The organism is Streptomyces sp. NPDC059371 (assembly GCF_042751995.1).
GTDB lineage: Bacteria > Actinomycetota > Actinomycetes > Streptomycetales > Streptomycetaceae > Streptomyces.
Genome location: NZ_JBHYXD010000017.1, coordinates 78630 through 97527 on the forward strand (window position 1 = coordinate 78630; position 18898 = coordinate 97527).

The 18898-nt window shown below is 71.4% G+C and carries 16 protein-coding genes and 1 pseudogene; 7 read left to right on the forward strand and 10 right to left on the reverse strand.

Annotated elements, in window-relative coordinates; translation table 11 throughout:
- The first annotated feature begins 109 nt into the window (after positions 1-109).
- Positions 110-1396, forward strand: coding sequence for an ion channel protein (locus ACFXGX_RS12975; RefSeq protein ID WP_384789006.1), 1287 nt, complete (start codon positions 110-112; stop codon positions 1394-1396).
- Between the two features lie 67 nt (positions 1397-1463).
- Positions 1464-2870, forward strand: coding sequence for a glutamate decarboxylase (locus ACFXGX_RS12980; RefSeq protein WP_384789009.1), 1407 nt, complete (start codon positions 1464-1466; stop codon positions 2868-2870).
- Between the two features lie 120 nt (positions 2871-2990).
- On the opposite strand, the gene ACFXGX_RS12985 is transcribed toward ACFXGX_RS12980, so the two are convergent.
- From ACFXGX_RS12985 to ACFXGX_RS13010, 6 genes are all read right to left on the reverse strand, one after another.
- Positions 2991-3719, reverse strand: coding sequence for an ABC transporter permease (locus ACFXGX_RS12985; protein ID WP_384789128.1), 729 nt, complete (start codon positions 3717-3719; stop codon positions 2991-2993).
- 113 nt (positions 3720-3832) lie between these two features.
- Complete coding sequence (locus ACFXGX_RS12990; protein ID WP_384789012.1) at positions 3833-4786, reverse strand: ATP-binding cassette domain-containing protein; 954 nt, start codon at positions 4784-4786, stop codon at positions 3833-3835.
- A 147-nt stretch (positions 4787-4933) separates the two neighbouring features.
- Positions 4934-5575 (reverse strand): PadR family transcriptional regulator, encoded by a 642-nt coding sequence (locus tag ACFXGX_RS12995; RefSeq protein WP_384789015.1) that lies wholly within the window; start codon positions 5573-5575, stop codon positions 4934-4936.
- A gap of 25 nt (positions 5576-5600) precedes the next feature.
- Complete coding sequence (locus ACFXGX_RS13000) at positions 5601-6149, reverse strand: DinB family protein (protein ID WP_384789018.1); 549 nt, start codon at positions 6147-6149, stop codon at positions 5601-5603.
- Between the two features lie 129 nt (positions 6150-6278).
- Positions 6279-7739 (reverse strand): aldehyde dehydrogenase family protein, encoded by a 1461-nt coding sequence (locus ACFXGX_RS13005; protein WP_384789021.1) that lies wholly within the window; start codon positions 7737-7739, stop codon positions 6279-6281.
- A gap of 144 nt (positions 7740-7883) precedes the next feature.
- Positions 7884-8708, reverse strand: a complete 825-nt coding sequence (locus ACFXGX_RS13010; RefSeq protein WP_384789131.1) for a helix-turn-helix domain-containing protein — start codon at positions 8706-8708, stop codon at positions 7884-7886.
- 338 nt (positions 8709-9046) lie between these two features.
- On the opposite strand from ACFXGX_RS13010, the gene ACFXGX_RS13015 reads away from it, so the two are divergent.
- The gene (locus ACFXGX_RS13015) at positions 9047-9568 is read left to right on the forward strand and encodes an ATP-binding protein (protein WP_384789024.1); all 522 of its coding nucleotides are present in this window, start codon (positions 9047-9049) and stop codon (positions 9566-9568) included.
- A 153-nt stretch (positions 9569-9721) separates the two neighbouring features.
- On the opposite strand, the gene ACFXGX_RS13020 is transcribed toward ACFXGX_RS13015, so the two are convergent.
- Together ACFXGX_RS13020 and ACFXGX_RS13025 are read right to left on the reverse strand one after the other, a co-directional pair.
- A complete protein-coding gene (locus ACFXGX_RS13020) occupies positions 9722-10006 on the reverse strand; it encodes a DUF397 domain-containing protein (RefSeq protein ID WP_037625978.1) in 285 nt (94 codons plus the stop codon).
- Positions 10007-10191: 185 nt separating this feature from the next.
- Positions 10192-10557, reverse strand: a complete 366-nt coding sequence (locus ACFXGX_RS13025; protein WP_384789134.1) for an SRPBCC domain-containing protein — start codon at positions 10555-10557, stop codon at positions 10192-10194.
- Between the two features lie 215 nt (positions 10558-10772).
- On the opposite strand from ACFXGX_RS13025, the gene ACFXGX_RS13030 reads away from it, so the two are divergent.
- Together ACFXGX_RS13030 and ACFXGX_RS13035 are read left to right on the forward strand one after the other, a co-directional pair.
- Positions 10773-11279: a hypothetical protein gene (locus ACFXGX_RS13030; protein WP_384789027.1), complete on the forward strand. Its 507-nt coding sequence runs from the start codon at positions 10773-10775 to the stop codon at positions 11277-11279.
- 193 nt (positions 11280-11472) lie between these two features.
- Positions 11473-12030: a DUF4232 domain-containing protein gene (locus ACFXGX_RS13035; RefSeq protein ID WP_384789030.1), complete on the forward strand. Its 558-nt coding sequence runs from the start codon at positions 11473-11475 to the stop codon at positions 12028-12030.
- Between the two features lie 236 nt (positions 12031-12266).
- Here ACFXGX_RS13035 and ACFXGX_RS13040 read toward each other — a convergent pair whose 3' ends face one another.
- The gene (locus ACFXGX_RS13040) at positions 12267-13400 is read right to left on the reverse strand and encodes a DUF2786 domain-containing protein (RefSeq protein WP_384789033.1); all 1134 of its coding nucleotides are present in this window, start codon (positions 13398-13400) and stop codon (positions 12267-12269) included.
- A 189-nt stretch (positions 13401-13589) separates the two neighbouring features.
- Between ACFXGX_RS13040 and ACFXGX_RS13045 the strand changes: the two genes are divergently transcribed.
- Both ACFXGX_RS13045 and ACFXGX_RS13050 read left to right on the forward strand, forming a co-directional pair.
- Positions 13590-14369, forward strand: coding sequence for a Clp protease N-terminal domain-containing protein (locus ACFXGX_RS13045; protein ID WP_384789036.1), 780 nt, complete (start codon positions 13590-13592; stop codon positions 14367-14369).
- Between the two features lie 255 nt (positions 14370-14624).
- A complete protein-coding gene (locus ACFXGX_RS13050; protein WP_384789039.1) occupies positions 14625-16316 on the forward strand; it encodes a bifunctional 3'-5' exonuclease/DNA polymerase in 1692 nt (563 codons plus the stop codon).
- A gap of 184 nt (positions 16317-16500) precedes the next feature.
- Here ACFXGX_RS13050 and ACFXGX_RS13055 read toward each other — a convergent pair.
- Positions 16501-18898 (reverse strand): annotated as a pseudogene (locus ACFXGX_RS13055) (tetratricopeptide repeat protein); the annotation flags it as partial.

The following is an 18898-nucleotide window of genomic DNA, read 5'->3' on the forward strand; positions in this document are numbered from 1 at the left end:
ACGATGGGGCCTGACGTGACGTGAGGTGCAAGCCCGAAGCGCCGGGCCGGGCCGCGCCGGTGGCGTCGCCCGGGATGTTATGTCCGATTCGCGCGTTTAGGGTGAGCCCGTGACCCACGAAGCGGCTCCCCCGGGACCGGCCCCCGCCGGGGCGACGCCCGCACGGACGCTGCTTCCGCTGTTCCTCCCCGCCATGGTCGTCGGCGGGGTCTCCAGCCTTCTCTACGTCGGGGTGAGCAAGCTCGCCGACCAGCTCAAGGACGTGTTGTGGACCGACCTGCCGGACGCGCTCGGCATCGGCGGATACTCCTCGCTCTGGATGATCGTCATGCTCACCGCCACCGGCGTCCTGGTCGGTCTGGTGGTGTGGAAGGCGCCGGGGCACGCGGGCCCCGACCCCGCCACGCTGGGCCTCCAGGCGGAGCCGATGGCCCCCTTCATCCTGCCCGGCCTGCTGGTGGCGACCGCGCTGATGCTGGCGGGCGGCCCGAGCCTCGGCCCCGAGAACCCGATCATCGCCACCAACGTCGCGCTGGCGTTCTGGGCGGGCCGCCGGTTCGCGCCCGCGGCGCCCGGCGTGCTGTGGGTGACCCTGGCCGAGGCGGGGACGATCGGCGCCCTGTTCGGTACGCCGGTCGCGGCCGCCCTGGTCATCTCCGAGGCGCTCGCCGGGCGGCAGGTGAAGGGTCTGCTGTGGGACAACCTCTTCGCGCCGCTGACGGCCGCCGCGGTGGGCTCGATCACTACGGCACTGCTGGGACACGCGAGTTTCGACCTGGATCTGCCCCCGCTCGGGAGCCCGGGCTGGGCCGATGTGCTGTCCGCGCTGGTGGTCGCCTCCGTCGCTGCGGTGCTCGGCATGGCCGGGGTCCACTCCTTCCCCTACGTCCACAAGGCCTTCGGCCTGCTGCGCCACCCCATGGCGGCCCTCCCTGTCGGCGGGCTCGTCCTCGGCCTGCTGGGCTGCCTGGGCGGGCCGCTGACGCTGTTCAAGGGCCTGGACCAGGTCGCCGAGATCGCCCATGACCCGGACGGCTGGTCGGCGGGCCGGTTCGCCCTGATGGCCGTGGTGAAGCTGGCCGCACTCGTCGTCGCGGCGTCCTGCGGATTCCGCGGCGGCCGGATCTTCCCCGCCGTCTTCATCGGCGCCGCGTTCGGTCTGTGCGCCCACGCGCTGGTGCCGGCGGTCGAGCCGTCGCTGGGACTGGCCGCTGGGGTTCTGGGCACGCTTCTCGCGATCACCCGGCAGGGCTGGGTGAGCCTGTTCACGGCAGCCGTCCTGGTGGCCTCGCCGTCGATCATCGCCCTGCTCTGCATCGCCTCGCTGCCGGCCTGGCTGCTGGTGACCGGGCGGCCGCAGATGCAACTGCGCAAGGACGGGAGCCCGGTCCGGTGAACCGCCGGGGCGCCCTCATCCGATGAAGAAATGGGACGCCCGTCCCGCAGACCGTTGGGAGAAGCCCGTGCCGCTCCACCAGGGCCAGCAGCAGCCCGATGCCCACCCCCACTCCGTCAACCCCTTCTACGGCGAGGCCAACCCGGTCAGCGGCATGGTCGAGGCACCGCCCAAGCATCGTCTCCCGGACGGCCCGCTGCCGCCGACGACCGCGCTCCAGCTCGTCCACGACGAGCTCATGCTGGACGGGAACTCCCGGCTGAACCTCGCCACCTTCGTCACCACCTGGATGGAACCGCAGGCGGGCGTCCTGATGGCGGAGTGCCGGGACAAGAACATGATCGACAAGGACGAGTACCCCCGGACGGCCGAACTGGAGCGGCGCTGTGTGTCGATGCTCGCCGACCTGTGGAACGCGCCGGATCCGTCGGCCGCGGTGGGCTGTTCCACGACCGGGTCGAGCGAGGCGTGCATGCTCGCCGGCATGGCGCTGAAGCGACGCTGGGCCCTGCGCAACGCGGACCGTTACCCGAGCGTCCGGCCCAACCTCGTCATGGGCGTCAACGTCCAGGTGTGCTGGGAGAAGTTCTGCAACTTCTGGGAGGTCGAGGCGCGCCAGATCCCCATGGAGGGCGACCGGTTCCACCTCGACCCCGAGGCGGCGGCAGCGCTGTGCGACGAGAACACGATCGGGGTCGTCGGCATCCTGGGCTCCACCTTCGACGGGTCCTACGAACCGATCGAGGAACTGTGCGCGGCGCTGGACCGGCTCCAGGAGCGCACCGGACTCGACATCCCGGTCCATGTCGACGGCGCGTCCGGCGCGATGATCGCGCCGTTCCTGGACGAGGACCTGGTCTGGGACTTCCGGCTGCCGAGGGTGTCGTCGATCAACACCTCGGGCCACAAGTACGGCCTGGTCTACCCCGGCGTCGGCTGGGCGCTGTGGCGGACGGCGGATGAGCTGCCGGAGGAACTGGTCTTCCGGGTGAACTACCTGGGCGGCGACATGCCGACGTTCGCGCTCAACTTCTCCCGCCCCGGCGCCCAGGTCGTCGCGCAGTACTACACGTTCCTGCGGCTGGGCAGGGAGGGCTACCGGGCCGTTCAGCAGACGACCAGGGACGTGGCACGCGCCCTCGCCGAACGGGTGGACTGCCTGGGCGACTTCCGGCTCCTCACCCGAGGGGACGAACTGCCGGTGTTCGCCTTCACGACGGCGCCCGAGGTGAAGGCGTTCGACGTGTTCGACGTGTCCCGGAGAATGCGCGAGAAAGGCTGGCTGCTGCCCGCGTACACCTTCCCCGAGAACCGCGAGGACCTGTCCGTGCTGCGCGTGGTGTGCCGCAACGGCTTCTCGTCCGACCTCGCCGACCTCTTCATCGAGGACCTGACCCGGCTGCTGCCCGAGCTGCGCCGCCAGCCCCACCCGCTGACCCACGACAAGGAGGCGGAGACGAGCTTCCATCACTGAAGCCCGGTCCGGACACCTGAAACCCGGCCCGGACACGTTCCGGGGCGGCCGGCTCCGGGCCGGGCCACCCGGGGCCGGGATGTCCCAGGCAGCCCGGCGGCCCGGTCCCGTGGCCTTCCGTCAGCGGCTCAGGCGGGCGAAGCGCCGTACCGCCAGGGGGAAGAAGACCGCGAGCAGGGCGAGGGGCCACAGGATCGCGGGGCCGATGTGGCCCGGCTCGGCGCCCGGTCCGCCGAGCAGTTCACGGACGGCCGTCGCCGTCCGTGACATGGGGTTCCAGCCGACCACCGTGCCCAGCCAGCCGGGCATGGAGCCGGGGGAGGCGAAGACGTTGGACAGGAAGCCGACGGGCCAGACCAGGATCTGCACGGCCTGCACCAGTTCCGGCTTGCCGGCCACCATCGCCAGGTGGATGCCGATCCACAGCATGGCGAAGCGGAGGAGCAGGAGCAGTCCCATCGCTCCGAGGAAGGCTCCGGGGGTGCTGTCGGGGCGCCAGCCGAGCGCGTAACCGACCCCGGTCAGCACGGCCAGGCTCACGGCCGACTGGACCATGTCGGCGGCCGAACGGCCCACGAGGACGGCCCCGTTGGCCATCGGCAGGGAGCGGAAGCGGTCGATGACGCCCTTGCCGAGGTCCTGGGTGACGGCCAGCATCGTGCCCTCCAGGCCGAACGCCATGGTCAGGGCGAGCATGCCCGGCACCAGGTAGTCGACGTAGTCGCCCTCGACGTCCCGGCCGCCGCCGACCAGATAACCGAACATCAGGAGCAGCATCACGGGGAAGACCAGGCCGACCGCCGCCTGGACGGGCTGCCGTGCCCAGCGTGCGAATTCGCGGCGGGTCATGGTCCAGCAGTCGGAGAACAGCCTTGCTCCCGCGCCGGGTTCGCGCGGCCCACCGGGTCCTCCCGGCCGCCCGGATCCCCGGTTCCCTTCGCGGACGGTGTCGTACGTCGTGCTCACACGGCCTCCTTGGTTCGCGATGTCTCCCCGGTGAGGTGCAGGAACACCTCGTCCAGCGTCGGGCGCCGCAGCGCGATGTCCTCCGCCTCGATCCCGGCCTCCTCCAGAGCGCGTACGGTCGCGGCGAGGGCCGCCATGCGGTCGGTGACCGGAGCGCTGAGCAGCCGGCGGTCCGCGTCGACCGAGACCCCCTCCCCCGCGAACGGCAGCAGGGCCACGGCGGCGCCCAGCAGGCCCGCGTCGCGCAGCACCACGTCGATGCGGTCGCCGCCTGTCCGGGACTTCAGTTCGTCGGCCGTGCCGTCCGCGATGAGCCGTCCGCGGTCGACGACCGAGATGCGGTCGGCGAGCTGGTCCGCCTCCTCCAGGTACTGGGTGGTGAGCAGCACCGTCGTGCCGCCGCCGGCCAGGGAGCGCACCGCCGCCCACACCTCCGCCCGGCCGCGCGGGTCGAGCCCGGTCGTCGGCTCGTCCAGGAACAGGACCTCGGGGTCGGTGATGAGCGACGCGGCCAGGTCCAGGCGACGGCGCATGCCGCCGCTGTACGCGCGGACCGCCTTGCGGCCGGTGCCGGCGAGACCGAAACGCTCCAGGAGTTCGTCGGCCCGTGTCCGCGCGGCGCGGGAGCCCAGATGGTGAAGGCGTCCGAACATCTCCAGGTTCTGCCGGCCGCCGAGCTCCTCGTCGAGCGCGGCGTGCTGGCCGAGCAGGCCGATGCGCGACCGCACCCGTCGGGCCTCGCGCACCACGTCGTGTCCGGCGACCTCCACCCGGCCGCCGTCCGGGCGCAGCAGCGTCGACAGGACCCGGACCAGGGTCGTCTTGCCCGCGCCGTTGGGGCCGAGCACCGCGTGCACCGTGCCGCGCCCCACCAGCAGGTCCAGTCCGTCCAGCGCGTGATGGTCCCCGTACCGCTTGCGTACGCCTTCGACGACGATCGCTCCGGTCATCCCGCTCCCTCCGTCCGGCCCGTTTCCGAGCCGGTCTCCAGCCGGTCCTCCGTGCCAGTAATCAAACTTGACTACCGACTCACGCCAACGGAGAGTAAGCCCGGCCAAGGCATTAGTCAAACTTGATGAGTGACGGACCGGCGCGGGTCAGCGCGCGTCCTCCGGGTGCCGCTCCCCCGTCGCGTACGGGTTCTCCTGGTCGTCGCGGAGGACCCCGACGAACGGCTCACCCTCCCCGGCGAAGGTGTAGGCGCCCCCCTCGACACGGGCGATCAGGCCCCGGGTCCACGCCGCGTCGGCGTCGGCGGAGTGGACCCAGAGGTCCATGATCTCGCCGATGTGCCCGAGCTGGGCGGGGCCGTCCTCGGGCACGTAGTGCTCGGTGACGGCCGTACGCCACTGCTCGATCCCGCGGATCCGCTCCTTCAGGAGAGCCACCGCCTCGTCCCTCGGCAGGTCGACGATGAAGCCGATGCCCGCCGAGCGGACGTCCATCTTCTGGTCGTACGACGTCAGGGACTCGCGCAGCAGCGCCAGGAACTCCTCGGTCCCCGCGGCCGTGATCTCGTACTCGGTGCGCGGCGGCCCCCCGGCGGTGGACGGCGCGATCTCGTGGGCGCGCAGCAGTCCCTGCTTGGCCATCTGCTTGAGCGCGTGGTAGATCGAGCCGGGCTTGGCGTTGGACCACTCGTGCGCGCCCCAGTACTCCAGGTCGTTGCGCACCTGATAGCCGTGGGCCCGCCCGTGCTGACGGACCGCGCCGAGCACGAGGAGACGGATCGCTGACATGCCGTCCAGCCTAGGGGTGCCACGGTCAGCCCCAGGTGGAGCCCTGCTCCAGTGCCACGAGTTCGAAGGCCGTCTTGCCGTCCAGGGACTCGCGGATGATGTCCGCGTGCCCGGCGTGCCGGGCCGTCTCGCGGATCAGGTGGAGGGCCAGCCAGCGCATCGAGACGCGTCCCTCGGGCGGGAACCAGGGGTCCGGCGGAAGCGCGAAGGTGTCGTCGAGGCTCGGCACCGAGCGCAGGAAGGCCTCCGTCTCGGCGGCGACCTTCTCCCAGTGGGCGAGCTGCGAGGCGACCGTCTCGCCGTCGGCGAGGACGAAGCACTCGTGCCAGTTCGACTCGTCGCGCTTCACGGCCGGCGGCTCGCCCTTGGCCCGCGCGATCCAGCCCTGCTCGACCTCGGCGACATGCTTGAGCAGTCCGCCCAGGGACAGTTCACTGGCGCTCGGCCGGCTCACGGCCTGCTCCTCCGTCAGCCCGATGAGCGACCGGCGGATGCCGCCGCGCTGCTCCTCGATGAACGCGAGCAGTGCCCCGCACTCGTCGCCCCGCTCTTCCGCTCGCACATGCGTGACCATGACCGGCCGCCTTTCATCGGGTCCTTCCGGCTGACACCGACGACGCTACGGACCCTTGCGGTCAGTTCCTGTCCGCAAGGGTCCGGGCACGCTGAACGATCACGCGAAGGCGGCTCACGCGAAGCCGGATCAGAAGGGGAAGCGGCTCCGCTCGTGCTGCACCGAGATCCACTTCGTCGTGGTGAAGGAGTCGACCGTCGTCTCGCCGTTCAGGCGGCCGATGCCGGAGTGCTTCTCGCCGCCGAAGGGGACGAGGGGTTCGTCGTGGACGGTGCCGTCGTTGACGTGGAACATGCCGGTGTCGATCTGCTTGGCGAAGTTCACGCCGCGCTCGATGTCAGCCGTGTGGACGGCGCCCGAGAGGCCGTACGGGGTGTCGTTGACGATCCGGACCGCCTCCTCCTCGCCGTCGAACGGGACGAGGAAGACGACCGGGCCGAAGACCTCCTGGCGCAGCAGGTCCGAGTCGGCGGGGACACCGGTCAGGACGGAGGGCTCGACCAGGTTGTCCGTGGTGGTGCCGTGCACCAGGGCGGTGGCGCCCTCGGTGATCGCCTGCTCGACGACGCCCGCCAGCGCGTCCGCCTGGGAGGAGTTGATGACCGGGCCGATGACCGTCTGCGGGTCCCTCGGGTCGCCGGTCTTCAGCGTCCTGACCTTGGCGACGAACTTCTCGGTGAACTCGGCCTCGACCGAGCGGTCCACGAGGACGCGGTTGGCGGCCATGCAGACCTGGCCCTGGTGGACGAAACGGCTGAAGACCGCCGCGTCGACCGCGTAGTCGATGTCCGCGTCCTCCAGGACCACCAGGGCGCTGTTGCCGCCCAGTTCGAGCACCGAGCGCTTGAAGTTGGCGGCGCAGACCGTGGCGACGTGCCGGCCGACCTTGTCGGAGCCGGTGAAGGAGATGACCTTCGGGACCGGGTGCTCGATGAAGGCGTCGCCGATCTCGGCGATGTCGGTGATGACGACGTTGAGGAGGCCGCCGGGCAGACCCGCCTCCTCGAAGATCTTCGCGACCAGCGAGCCGCCGGCGATCGGGGTGTTCTGGTGCGGCTTCAGGACCACGCCGTTGCCGAGCGCGAGCGCGGGGGCGACGGACTTGACCGACAGCAGGAACGGGAAGTTGAAGGGGCTGATGACGCCGACGACACCGACCGGGACGCGGTAGAGGCGGTTCTCCTTGCCGTCGACCGGCGAGGGGATGATCTTCCCCTCGGGGCGCAGCGCGAGCTGGACCGACTCGCGCAGGAACTCCCGGACGAGGTGCAGCTCGAAGGCCGCCTTGAGACGGGTGCCGCCGAGCTCGGCGATGATCACATCGGTGATCTCCGCCTCGCGTTCGTCGATGACGGCGAGCGCCTTCTCGAAGACCGCGCGGCGCGCGTACGCGTTCGTCGCGCCCCACTTCTTCTGGGCGCGCTCGGCGGCGCGGTAGGCGTCATCGACCTCTTCGACCGTGGCTATCGTGATCGACGCCAGTTTCTCGCCGTCGTACGGGTTGAAATCGATGATGTCCCAGGAGCCCGTTCCCGGGCGCCACTCGCCGTCGATGTACTGCTGGGCCAGGTCGGTGAAGTAGGACGACATGTGCTCCCTCAATCCCTGTGCTGCCGAGGCAGTCCTTGGCCCGGGTCAGCAGACATCCGATCACGGTCTGATCACATGTCATCGTACTTGTGTTTCAAGGGAGTTGAGGGTGACCGGAGAAGTCCGTGGCCGCTCTCGGGAGAGTCAGGAGAGCTGGAGCAGCCCGCGCAGCAGATCACGGCTCTCGGCCGGCCCGGGGCTGTCCTGCTGGAGCTGCTTGAGCGCGCCCTCGTACTGGTTGACGTCCTCGCGCTTGTCCAGATAGAGCGCGCTGGTGAGCTGCTCCAGATAGACGACGTCCGACAGATCGGACTCGGGGAAGCTCAGGATGGTGAACGCGCCGCTCTCGCCGGAGTGCCCGCCGAAGCTGAACGGCATGACCTGGAGCCGCACGTTGGGCCGCTCGGAGACGTCGATCAGGTGCTGGAGCTGTCCGCGCATCACCTCGCGGTCGCCGTACGGGCGGCGCAGCGCGGCCTCGTCGAGGACGATGTGGAACTCGGGGGCGTTCTCGGAGACGAGGTACTTCTGGCGCTCCAGCCGCAGGGCCACACGCCGGTCGACGTCGGCGGCGGAGGCACCCTTCATCCCGCGCCGGACGACGGCGTGCGCGTACGCCTCGGTCTGGAGCAGGCCGTGCACGAACTGCACCTCGTAGACCCGGATCAGGTGGGCCGCGCCTTCCAGACCGACGTAGGTGGGGAACCAGCTCGGCAGGATGTCGGAGTAACTGTGCCACCAGCCCGCGACGTTGGCCTCCTTGGCGAGCGAGACCAGGGAGGTGCGCTCGGCCTCGTCCGTGATGCCGTAGAGCGTCAGCAGGTCCTCGACGTCGCGGGTCTTGAAGCTCACCCTTCCCAACTCCATACGGCTGATCTTCGATTCGGAGGCGCGGATCGAGTAGCCGGCCGCTTCACGGGTGATGCCACGCGCCTCACGCAGGCGCCGCAGGTGTGACCCCAGCAGCATGCGCCGCACCACCGAGCCGCTCGACTCACCAGCGCTCACGTTCGTCAGCCTCCCCAACCGTCTTCCAGACGCCGCAGTCTGCCACTAAAACACTTCAAGCAGTACTCGTTCAGTTACGGAAACGGAAAGCAGCCAAAGCAGAAGCACAGGAAAGGATCAATGAAGCGTCGACTGCTGAGAATAAGGTGAAGGAAGAAATGAGCAAGAAGTAGCAGAGGAAGGTCCAATTCGGGCGCGTGCACGTGCATCTGCCCTTGCATCTGCTGTACGCATTCGGAACCATGGTCCCCGCGCCACCGCTGCATCGCAACGACCGCGAACACCCGGGAGTGCCTCGCATGGGGACGAATGGATCGACCATGCTCGAACCCTTACGGCAGGGACTTCCGCCTCTCGATCCCGCGGCCGTGTCCAGCGCCGCTTCGTGCGCTCTGCCCGCCCGCTACGAAGCGGTGCGCGAGGCACGGCAGTTCACCCGCGGAACCTTGGACCAGTGGGAGATCGGCGACCGTTTCGACGATGTCTGTCTGGTGGTCTCCGAGCTCGTCACCAACGCCCTGCGGCACGCGCTGCCCGCGGACACGCCCCGCAAGGACGACCAAGGGCCGCCCGTGCGGCTGCACTTGATGCGGTGGACCTCACGACTGGTGTGCGCGGTGCGCGACCCCAGCCACGAGAGTCCGGTCGCCGGCGACTCGGACGACTTCGCGGCGGAGTCGGGGCGCGGCCTCTTCCTGGTCGACTCGTTCTCGGACAGCTGGGGCTGGCACCCGCTCGCCGGAACGCTCAGCGGCAAGGTCGTATGGGCGCTGTTCCGGCTGGGAGCGCAGCCGGACACGGCCGCACTCTCCTCCGAATAGCAACCGCGGCGCCTTTTGGCGCCGCGGTTCTACGCGCGTTACGGAACGCAGAGTGAAGTTCACCCTCGGATTACGCCGCCCGCACCGTCGTCGGCCTCCCGTGACCCATCGGTTCCGGACAGCTCGGTTCGGGACAGCTCGGGATCACGGCCGTCAGCCCGCGATCAGGTGGTCGAACTCGCCGTCCTTGATGCCCAGGAGCATGGCTTCGATCTCGGCGCGCGTGTAGACGAGCGCGGGCCCCTCGGGGAACCGCGAGTTCCGCACGGCCACGTCACCGCCGGGCAGCCGCGCGAACTCCACGCAGGAACCCTGTGAGTTGCTGTGCCGGCTCTTCTGCCAGGCGACGCCGTCGAGCTCGGTGGCGGCCATGCCGTTGTACACGAATTCAGCCATACCGTCGTACACGTCATCCACGTCGAACACGTCGTGGTCCACAGGTCGCTCCCCGGTCGTGCAGTGGCTGAGGTGGCCATAGATGCAGTAGTCAACTGACTCGGATCATAGCTCTGTTCATGTGCAGATGCATGGGCAGATGCACGTGCACGCGGGGTGGTCCTGCGGTTACAGCTTTTACCGGCCCTTGACTACCGGTTGTCGTTCGCCCGACTACGGTCCGCACCTCACCGGAGTGCCGTGCGGGCCCACATTCGGTCCAGCGCATTCCCCGGAGATCGCATCACATGCGAACTCCAGCCCCCGTCCATGATCTTCCACGCCATCATCTGTGTGGGATCGTCCGGATCGGATCCCTCGTGTACTAGGAAGAGACGCGTACCGCGCCCTTCCTGTTCCAGTGTCCAGGTAATGGTCCAGTCCGCGGACCGCCGCGCGTTCGCGCCGGCCCGGCGGACGCTCGGCATCCGCTCGGACTCGAAGGCGAGAACGCGCACGTCGACGGTGCCGGAGACGTTCGCCTCGGAACCCGGGACGGCGGTCGGCGTGTACCGGTGACCGACCTCGGGCCGGAAGTTCTCGGACCCCGGAATCTGTCACCGCACGAGCAGTCCGGGCTCGGTGAGCGCGCACCGCGCGAGCGGTCCGGGCTCGGCGAGCGCCCGCCAGGCGCCTTGGCGGGCGCTCACGGCAGGACCCGGGCGACGCGGATGGTCGCCGGATTCCCGGAGGGGGTCCCCAGGTCCTCCTGATAGCTTGCTGCGATCCGTCCGGGCGACCCGCATCCATCCCACCCTTGGGGGCTTCAGTGACTACGGCGACCTTCCCGTCCCGCCACGCGCGTATCGCGGCCGCGGCCGCGGGACTGGCGGCGGCGGCCGTGCTGACCGGCTGCAGCAGCGGCAGCGACGACTCCGGGGAGCCGTCGGCGACCCCGAGCGCGTCCGCGACGGACGGCGCCGGTACGGGCGGCGGTTCCGGGAGCACGTCCGCGGCGAGCGGCAAGCTCCAGGGGAGCTGGCTCACGACCGCGGGCGGCAAGGCCGTGGTGCTCATGATCAACGGTAAGCAGGCCGGCCTCTTCGCGACGGGCGGCACGGTGTGCAGCGGCACCTCGTCCGACGAGGCGAGCATGCAGATGATCCGCCTGGCCTGCACGGACGGCAGCAAGAAGCGTGCCGTCGGCATGGTCGACTCCGTCACCGGTACAACGCTGACGGTCACCTGGCAGGGCGGCGGCGGCAAGGAGACGTACACCAAGAGCCAGGGTGGAAAGCTGCCCACGGGTCTGCCGACGGCGGGCCTGGGTTCCTGATCGCCGGATCGGCCGCGATCGCTCGTTCGCGAACCCCACGGGCTCGTGTCGGCCATCCCGACAAGGTGGGAACGTCCGCGGACAATATCGGGCGATACCGGTCCCGTGCGGGTGAACAGCGAGGGGTGGGCAACCTCGGTGGACCCGGGTGCGTGATGATCCATGCACATCGTCACGACTCCCAGGGGAACCCATGCGCGCTCTGCCCATCGCCGTCACCGTCCTCGCGGCGGCCCTCGCCCTGACCTCCTGCGACGGCGGCGGCTCCGGCAGCACCGGCAGTTCCGAGAAGTCCGGTGCCACGGCCGGCTCGGCGAAGAAGGCGACGGTCGCGGCCTGTGCGATCGGTGACACCGCGATCCAGGTCGGCCCCGCGAACGCCGCCACGGCCGCCGGGGACACGGGCAACATCCCCGTCACCCTCACCGGCAAGGGCGCCCGGTGCACCCTGAAGGGCTTCCCCGGACTCACCGTGGAAGCGGGCGGCGCCTCCGCGGACATCGAAGGGGACAAGTCCGCGGCACCGGAGCCGCTGACCCTCGCCAAGGGCGACACCGCGACCTTCACCATCACGTACGTACGGGGTGCGGAGGGCGACGCCAAGACCCTCGCCGTGAAGACGCTGAAGATCACCCTGCCCGGCGCCGACACCGCGCAGAGCTTCCCGTGGTCGTACGGCCCGGTCGCCGGTAAGGGATCGGCGAGCGAGCCGAACGCCTCCGTGACGCCGTTCCAGCACGCGGGCGACTGACGCGTACGGCACGCCTTCGCAGGCGCCTGCCGACGACCGCCTCCCCCATCCGGGACGGGGTGCCCCGACGACGACCCCTGCCGTACACGGGAGCGCGCAACCCTCCGACCACCTCGGCCGTACGTGGGAGCGCGCGGCCCGTCGACCACCGCTGCCGTACATGGGAGCGCGCGGCCCGTCGACCACCTCGGCCGTGCGCGGAAGCGCCCAGCCCCGTCGGCGGCCACGGCTCGGTCCTAAGGGAGCGGGCGTCTGCCCCGGACCTGGGCACGGTCCGCCGCCGCGGCGCCCTCGTGCCATCCGGCCTCGTCGGTGATCCCGCGCATCCGGGTCGTCACCGTCTGCGGGAACATCTGGTCCAGGTGGTCCGCGACGGCCACGTCCCGGGCCGCCAGGACCGGCAGCAGCGCCCCCTCCGTCTCCGCGGCGGTCACCTGCTCCTCGGCGACCGACGCGAGCCGGTCGCCGATCCGGTGCGCGTACGCGGCCAGGAACGACTGCCGGAAGGTCTTCGTGCGCTTGCGGCCGCCCGCCCGCTGCGCGGCCTCCGCCTTCGCCATCGCCGCCGTGGCCTGCACGAGAAGCGAGGTGTAGAGGAGCTCGACCGCCTCCAGGTCGGGTTCGAAGCCCACGACGGTCGAGAAGCAGAGGGCGTCGTTCCACACGGCCCGGCAACGGTTCGCCCCCGCGACCGCGTCCAGGAGCACCGCCTTGGCCGTCTCGTAGGGCGGCTCGACGCCGATACGGCAGGCACCCGGCGCGTCCTTCGCGTGGGTCCGGGCAGCCAGCAGCGCCTCGTCGATGGTGTGCCGCGCCATCAGCTCCTGCGCCTTGGCGCTCAGCGCCTCGGCCTCCTCCGGGAAGCCGGTCGCCTCCGCCTTCGCGAGGAGGGCGCGGATGCGGGTGAGCATGCGCGTCTCCCGCGGGGCACGGGCCGTCGCCGGCGCCCGGGGCGGGTCCAGGGGCTCGATGGAGGGCAGGCGCAGGAGCAGACGGTAGAGCTCCAGGGTCGCGGTGGCGCGTGAGAAACGGTCGGTCCGGAGGTCGTGGGCTTCGGCCCCCAGCTCGTCGAGCTGGGCCGCCCAGCGTGCGCCCCGGGGCTCGCGGTCGCCCTCCCGCTCCCCGAGGATCGAGGAGATCACCAGGTGTACGTGTACGTCGTCCAGGTCGCGCCGCACGATCCGTACGACATCGGCGGGCTGCCAGCCGCGCCGCCAGGCCGCCGCCACGAACTCCGCACCACGCCGGGCGAGTTCGGCGTCGGAGGCCGGGTCGGCCGCGAGCACGGAGGCTCCGGTGTCGAGCGCCGTGTCGGTGTCGGCGTAGAGGGCGGCCGCGAAGGCGCGCTCCACGGTGCTGGACGTACTCATCCCACGATCGTGTCACGGGCGGACCGGGGTCCGGTGTCCGCCTCGGCGCCGCGGCCGCCGACTCGTCCACACCCTGTGGACAGTGTTTCTGTCTTCGGCATCGGGGTCGCCCGGAAACAGCGCGGACACCGGGCCGACGACTGTCAACCCCGGGTTGACACCCCTGGACTGTCAACCTACCGTTGACACATGACGACGAACTCTCCCGGCAAGGCAACCGTGCGTCTCGACGACCTCATCGAGGCCATCAAGAAGGTGCACAGCGACGCGCTCGACCAGCTCCAGGACGCGGTGATCGCGGCGGACCACCTGGGCGAGGTGGCCGACCATCTGATCGGGCACTTCGTGGACCAGGCACGGCGTTCCGGGGCGTCCTGGACGGACATCGGCAGGAGCATGGGCGTCACCCGGCAGGCCGCGCAGAAGCGGTTCGTGCCGAAGGCGGAGGCGGACCTCGACCCCAGCCAGGGCTTCGGCCGTTACACCGACCGGGCCAGGAAGGCCGTCGTGGTCGCGCACGAGCGGTGCAAGGCGCTGGGCGGGACCGAGGGGCTGCCCGAGCACCTCGTCCTCGGCCTGCTCAGCGAGCCCGACGCGCTCGGCGCACGGGCCATCACCGCGCAGGGAGTCTCCCTGGACGCCGTACGCGAGGCGGCCGTCGCCGCGCTCCCGCCGGCCGCCGCCGAGGTCCCCGAACTGGTCCCGTACGGACCGGCCGCCAAGAAGGTCCTGGAGCTCACGTTCCGCGAGGCGCTCCGCCTCGGCCACAACTACGTCGGCACCGAGCACATCCTGCTCGCCCTGCTGGAGTTCGAGAACGGCGAGGGCGTGCTCAGCGGCGCGGGCGTCGACAAGACGGCAGCCGAAGCGCACATCGGACGCATGATCACTGAGCTGGTGAAGGAGAAGACGGAGGCGGAGGCGAAGACAGCGGAGGAGGCAGCGGCGAAGACGGAGGGCGCGTCCTAAAGCGTGTTGCAGAAACCTGCGACACGCTTTAGGGGAGCAGCGGTCGGAGCGCCTCTCGGAGGGGATGCCCGATGAGCAGCCGCGGCAACGCCGGCGCCGGCAGGAAGGCACGGCGCGATCCCGGGGGTGACCGGGGGTGCCCGCGTCGGCGGCGGCAGTACCGGAACAACCTGGCCGAGACGGACTGGCCGAGACGGCTGGTCGAAACGGCTGGTCGAAACGGCGTTGTCAGACCCTCCTGCGAGACTCGGAGGCATGACCGAGCGCTGGGCTCTCGCGCCGGCCGAGGACGGTGGCGTGGAGCTCGCCGCCCTCGGCCCGGACGGGCTGCCCACGGGAGGGGTCCGCCGGGAGGCGGACCTCGCGGAGGCCGTACGGGCCCGGCCGGACGTGAGCCGGTGGGTCTGGCGGTCGACGGCCGATGTCTATCCGCGACTGCTCGCCACGGGGGTGCGAGTGGAGCGGTGTTATGACATGGAGGCCGCCGAGACCCTGCTGCTCGGACACGAGGGGCGGCTCGGCGAGCCCCGGTCGGCGGCCGCCGCGCTGGCGAGACTGCGCGGCGGCCCCGTGCCGCCGGACCCGCCGCAGCGTTCCGCCGAGCCCGGTTCGCAGTCCTCCCTCTTCGAACCCCGCCCGGTGCACGTGCCGCTGGCGGACCTCCTCGCGGTCTACGCCGACCAGCAGCGTCGGCACGACGCGGCCGCGCATCCGGACCGGATGCGGCTGCTGACGGCCGCCGAGTCCGCGGGGATGCTGGTCGCCGCCGAGATGAACCGGGCGGGGCTGCCGTGGAGCGCGGACGTCCACCGGGACGTGCTGCACGAACTGCTCGGCGAGCGGTACACCGGCGGCGGTGAGCCCCGGCGCCTCGCCGAGCTCACCGACGAGGTGTCCGCCGCTTTCGGACGACGGGTCAGACCCGATCTGCCGGCCGATGTCGTCAAGGCGTTCGCGCAGGCCGGGATCAAGGTCAAGTCCACCCGGCGGTGGGAGATCGAGACGATCGACCATCCGGCCGTGAAACCGCTCATCGAGTACAAGAAGCTGTATCGGATCTGGGTCGCCCACGGCTGGTCCTGGCTCCAGGACTGGGTGCGCGACGGGCGGTTCCGGCCCGAGTACCTGCCGGGCGGGACCGTCACCGGACGCTGGGTGACCAACGGCGGCGGCGCGCTCCAGATCCCCAAGGTGATCCGGCGTGCCGTCGTCGCCGACCCCGGCTGGCGGCTGGTCGTCGCCGACGCCGACCAGATGGAGCCGCGCGTCCTCGCGGCCATCTCCCGTGATCCCGGCCTGATGGAGGTCGCGGGCCGGGAGAGCGACCTCTATCAGTCGGTCTCGGACCGGGCGTTCTCCGGCGACCGGGCGCAGGCCAAACTCGCCGTGCTCGGCGCCGTCTACGGCCAGACCTCCGGCGACGGCCTGAAGAACCTCGCCCTGCTCCGCCGCCGTTTCCCCAAGGCGGTCGCGTACGTGGACGACGCGGCCCGCGCGGGCGAGGAGGGGCGGCTGGTGCGGACCTGGCTGGGGCGGACCTGCCCTCCGGCCGCCGGGTCGGACGACGGCGGCGGGGAGGAGGCGGGCATCCCGCAGGACGATCCCGTGGACACCGCCGCCGACCAGGGCTGGGTGCCGGGATACGCGTCCTCCGACTCCCGCGCCCGCGGACGGTTCGCGCGCAACTTCGTCGTGCAGGGCAGCGCCGCCGACTGGGCCCTGCTGATGCTGGCGGCACTGCGCCGCACCTGCTCCGGGCTCGCCGCCGAGCTGGTCTTCTTCCAGCACGACGAGGTGATGGTGCACTGCCCGGCCGAGGAGGCCGACACCGTGGCGGCCGCCATCCGCGACGCGGCCGAACTCGCGGGCCGTCTCACGTTCGGACAGACGCCGGTGCGTTTTCCGTTCACGACGGCGGTCGTACGGTGCTACGCGGACGCGAAGTGACCCGGTCCGCCCGTCGCCGGACGCTCTGGGGCGCCTGCGCCTCGCTCCGGGGTGCCTGCGCCGGGGCCTACCGGGGCGCCGGCAGACTTCCCGGTCCGCCCGCCACCACCCTGTCCGCTCCACCTGCCTTGCCCGGTCCATCCGCCCTGCCCGGTCCATCTACTCTGCCTGTTCTGTCCGCTCTGTCTGCCAGCAGGTTTCGCAGTTCGCCCGTCACCGGGCTGTCCGTCTCCGCCAGGGCCTCCAGAGCCGACGCCCACTCCGCGTAGGCCGCCTCGGCGTCGCCGCGTTCCCGCAGCAGCAGGCCCGCCTGGTGCCGGGCGAGGCCTCCGGTGTACCGGTCGGCACGGCGCTCGGCACGGCACCGCAGCAGATCGCACTCGCGCGCGGCGCGTTCCCGGTGACCGACACCGCGCAGGGCCCGCACCAGGCCGAGCCGGGTCTGTGACTCGCCGTGCCAGTCGCCGTGGCCGCCGAGGATGCGCAGGCTCTCCTCGAAGTGCGGTACGGCGGCGGCCGGTTCGCCGAGCGTGAGATGGGCGTAGCCGATGTTGCAGTGCGCCGAGTGCCGGATGATCACGTCCTGCACGGCGTCGCCGATCGCGAGACTGCGCTTGTGGTGATCGATGGCGGCCCGCGGGTCGGTGTGCTCGTACAGGTTGCCGAGGTGGCTGTAGGTGATGGCCTCCATGTGCGGATCGCCCAGCTCCCGTGAGAACTGAAGACTTCGCAGCAGTGCCTCACCGGATTCGGCATGACGGCCGAGGGATTCGAGGAGCATGCCCCGGTTGTTCAGGGCCCGCCGCTGGCAGGAGCGCACTCCGAGGCGGCTCCAGATCGCGAGCGCCTCGTCGTTCAGGGTGAGGGCTTCGCCCACGCGGCCCGTCACGAAGTGCAGTCCTCCGAGGTCGCCGAGCGCGTACGCCTCGGCGGCCTCGTCGCCGAGCAGGCGCGCCACGTCGAGCGCGGCCCGCTGAAGGACCTCCACCTCGGACACCCGGCCACTGCGTTGGACGTACGGGTTGAGCAGGCGGGCCAGCAGGGGAAAGTACGGCGAGGCGTGCGCGTGCCGCTGCGCGAGCGCGACCACGTTCGCCAGTTCCGTGTCGCCCCAGGTGAAGGCCTCCCGCCCGGAACAGAACGGGGGTGTGGCCGCCACGTCCGCCGCGTGCCCGGCCGGCTGCGAGGCGGTCGGCCTGCTCCGGTCCTCCCTGTCGAGACCGGGTTCGAGAATCGCCTCCAGGGAGCGGGCGGCGACACCGGCGTACCAGCGCAGGGCGCGCTCGGCGACGGCGGCGTCGTGACCGAGAGGTACGGGTCCGGTCGCCACGGGGCCCGCGCCGATGGCGGCCTCGGCGTGGGCGTCGGCGTGGGTGTGGGTGGCCATGGGCGTTGTCGCGAGGACGCACTCCGCCTCGCCCGCGATCTCCCGGGCGAAATCCCGTACGAGGTCGTGCGGCGCGTACCGCCCGTACGCGGTCTCCTCCAGGAGGGCGACGTCGACGAGGCGGTCGAGCGCGGCCTCGGCGCGACGCTCGTCGGTGCCGGTGAGGCGGGCGACGAGGGCGGCTCCGTACGCGGGCAGGTCGAGCGCGCCGATACGGCACAGGGCGAGCGCCGCGTCCCGGTCGGCCTCGCGCTCGGAGGCGCGCAGCGCGTCGTGCGCGACCGCGAGCGAACGGCGCACACTCAGGTCGTCGTACTCCAGGTGATGCAACCGGCCTTCCGTGGCCGCCAGTTGACCGGCGAGAACATCGGGGGTCAGCGCGCGGCGGGCGGCGAGACGGGCCGCGACGACCCGGAGGGCCAGCGGCAGCCTGCCGGTGAGTTCGACGAGAGGGTGACTTCCGTCGAGTCCGTCCTGGCGGCCGGAGACCGCGCGGAGCAGGGCCGCGCTGTCCTCGTCCGTCAGCGGCGCGAGCGGGAAACGGTCGGCGCCGTCCAGGGCGGTGAGCGGCGAGCGGCTCGTCACGATCACCGCGCAGCCCGCACCGGCCGGCAGCAGCGGGCGCACCTGGGCCGCGTGGGCCGCGTCGTCCAGCACCATGAGGGTGCGGGTGGGCGCGAGCATCGACCGGAGCAACGCCGCCGCCGCGTCGGGGTGTTCGGGGATACGACGGGGTTCCGTCCCCAGGTCGCGCAGGAGCGCGGCGAGCGCCTGACCGGCGGTGAGCGGGGTCATGCCGGGGGTGGCGCCGTGCAGGTTGACGTACAACTGGCCGTCGGTGAATCGTTCCCGCAGTCCGTGCGCGACGTGCAGCGCGAGCGCGCTCTTGCCGACGCCCGCCATGCCGCTGATCACCGCGACACGCGGCAGCACGGTGGCGGGGTCACCGCCGAAGGGCCGGCCGTACGCATCGCCCCGGGCGCCGTCGCCGGACCCACCGGCGGAGGCCCCAACGTCATTTGCCCGGCCGGCAGTTGCCCGGCCAACAGTTGCCCGGTCGTCGGCCGTCCGGTTTTCGGCCGTCCGGCCGGTCGCCCGGCCTGTTGTGCGGGGGGGTGTGCGGGCGGTCGTGCCGGGCGTCGTGGATGCGGCGGGTTTACCGCTGTGCGCACGATGGGTTGGCACGGCGAACGCG

Excerpts from the sequence above, each read along its gene's own strand:
- ACFXGX_RS12995 (WP_384789015.1), bottom strand. The coding sequence starts at position 5,575 with ATGTCAGCGATCCGTCTCCTCGTGCTCGGCGCGGTCCGTCAGCACGGG.
- ACFXGX_RS12985 (WP_384789128.1), bottom strand. The coding sequence starts at position 3,719 with ATGACCCGCCGCGAATTCGCACGCTGGGCACGGCAGCCCGTCCAGGCG.
- ACFXGX_RS13035 (WP_384789030.1), top strand. The coding sequence starts at position 11,473 with ATGCGCGCTCTGCCCATCGCCGTCACCGTCCTCGCGGCGGCCCTCGCC.
- ACFXGX_RS13045 (WP_384789036.1), top strand. The coding sequence starts at position 13,590 with ATGACGACGAACTCTCCCGGCAAGGCAACCGTGCGTCTCGACGACCTC.
- ACFXGX_RS13000 (WP_384789018.1), bottom strand. The coding sequence starts at position 6,149 with ATGGTCACGCATGTGCGAGCGGAAGAGCGGGGCGACGAGTGCGGGGCA.
- ACFXGX_RS13040 (WP_384789033.1), bottom strand. The coding sequence starts at position 13,400 with ATGAGTACGTCCAGCACCGTGGAGCGCGCCTTCGCGGCCGCCCTCTAC.
- ACFXGX_RS13005 (WP_384789021.1), bottom strand. The coding sequence starts at position 7,739 with ATGTCGTCCTACTTCACCGACCTGGCCCAGCAGTACATCGACGGCGAG.
- ACFXGX_RS13050 (WP_384789039.1), top strand. The coding sequence starts at position 14,625 with ATGACCGAGCGCTGGGCTCTCGCGCCGGCCGAGGACGGTGGCGTGGAG.
- ACFXGX_RS12990 (WP_384789012.1), bottom strand. The coding sequence starts at position 4,786 with ATGACCGGAGCGATCGTCGTCGAAGGCGTACGCAAGCGGTACGGGGAC.
- ACFXGX_RS13010 (WP_384789131.1), bottom strand. The coding sequence starts at position 8,708 with ATGCTGCTGGGGTCACACCTGCGGCGCCTGCGTGAGGCGCGTGGCATC.
- ACFXGX_RS13015 (WP_384789024.1), top strand. The coding sequence starts at position 9,047 with ATGGGGACGAATGGATCGACCATGCTCGAACCCTTACGGCAGGGACTT.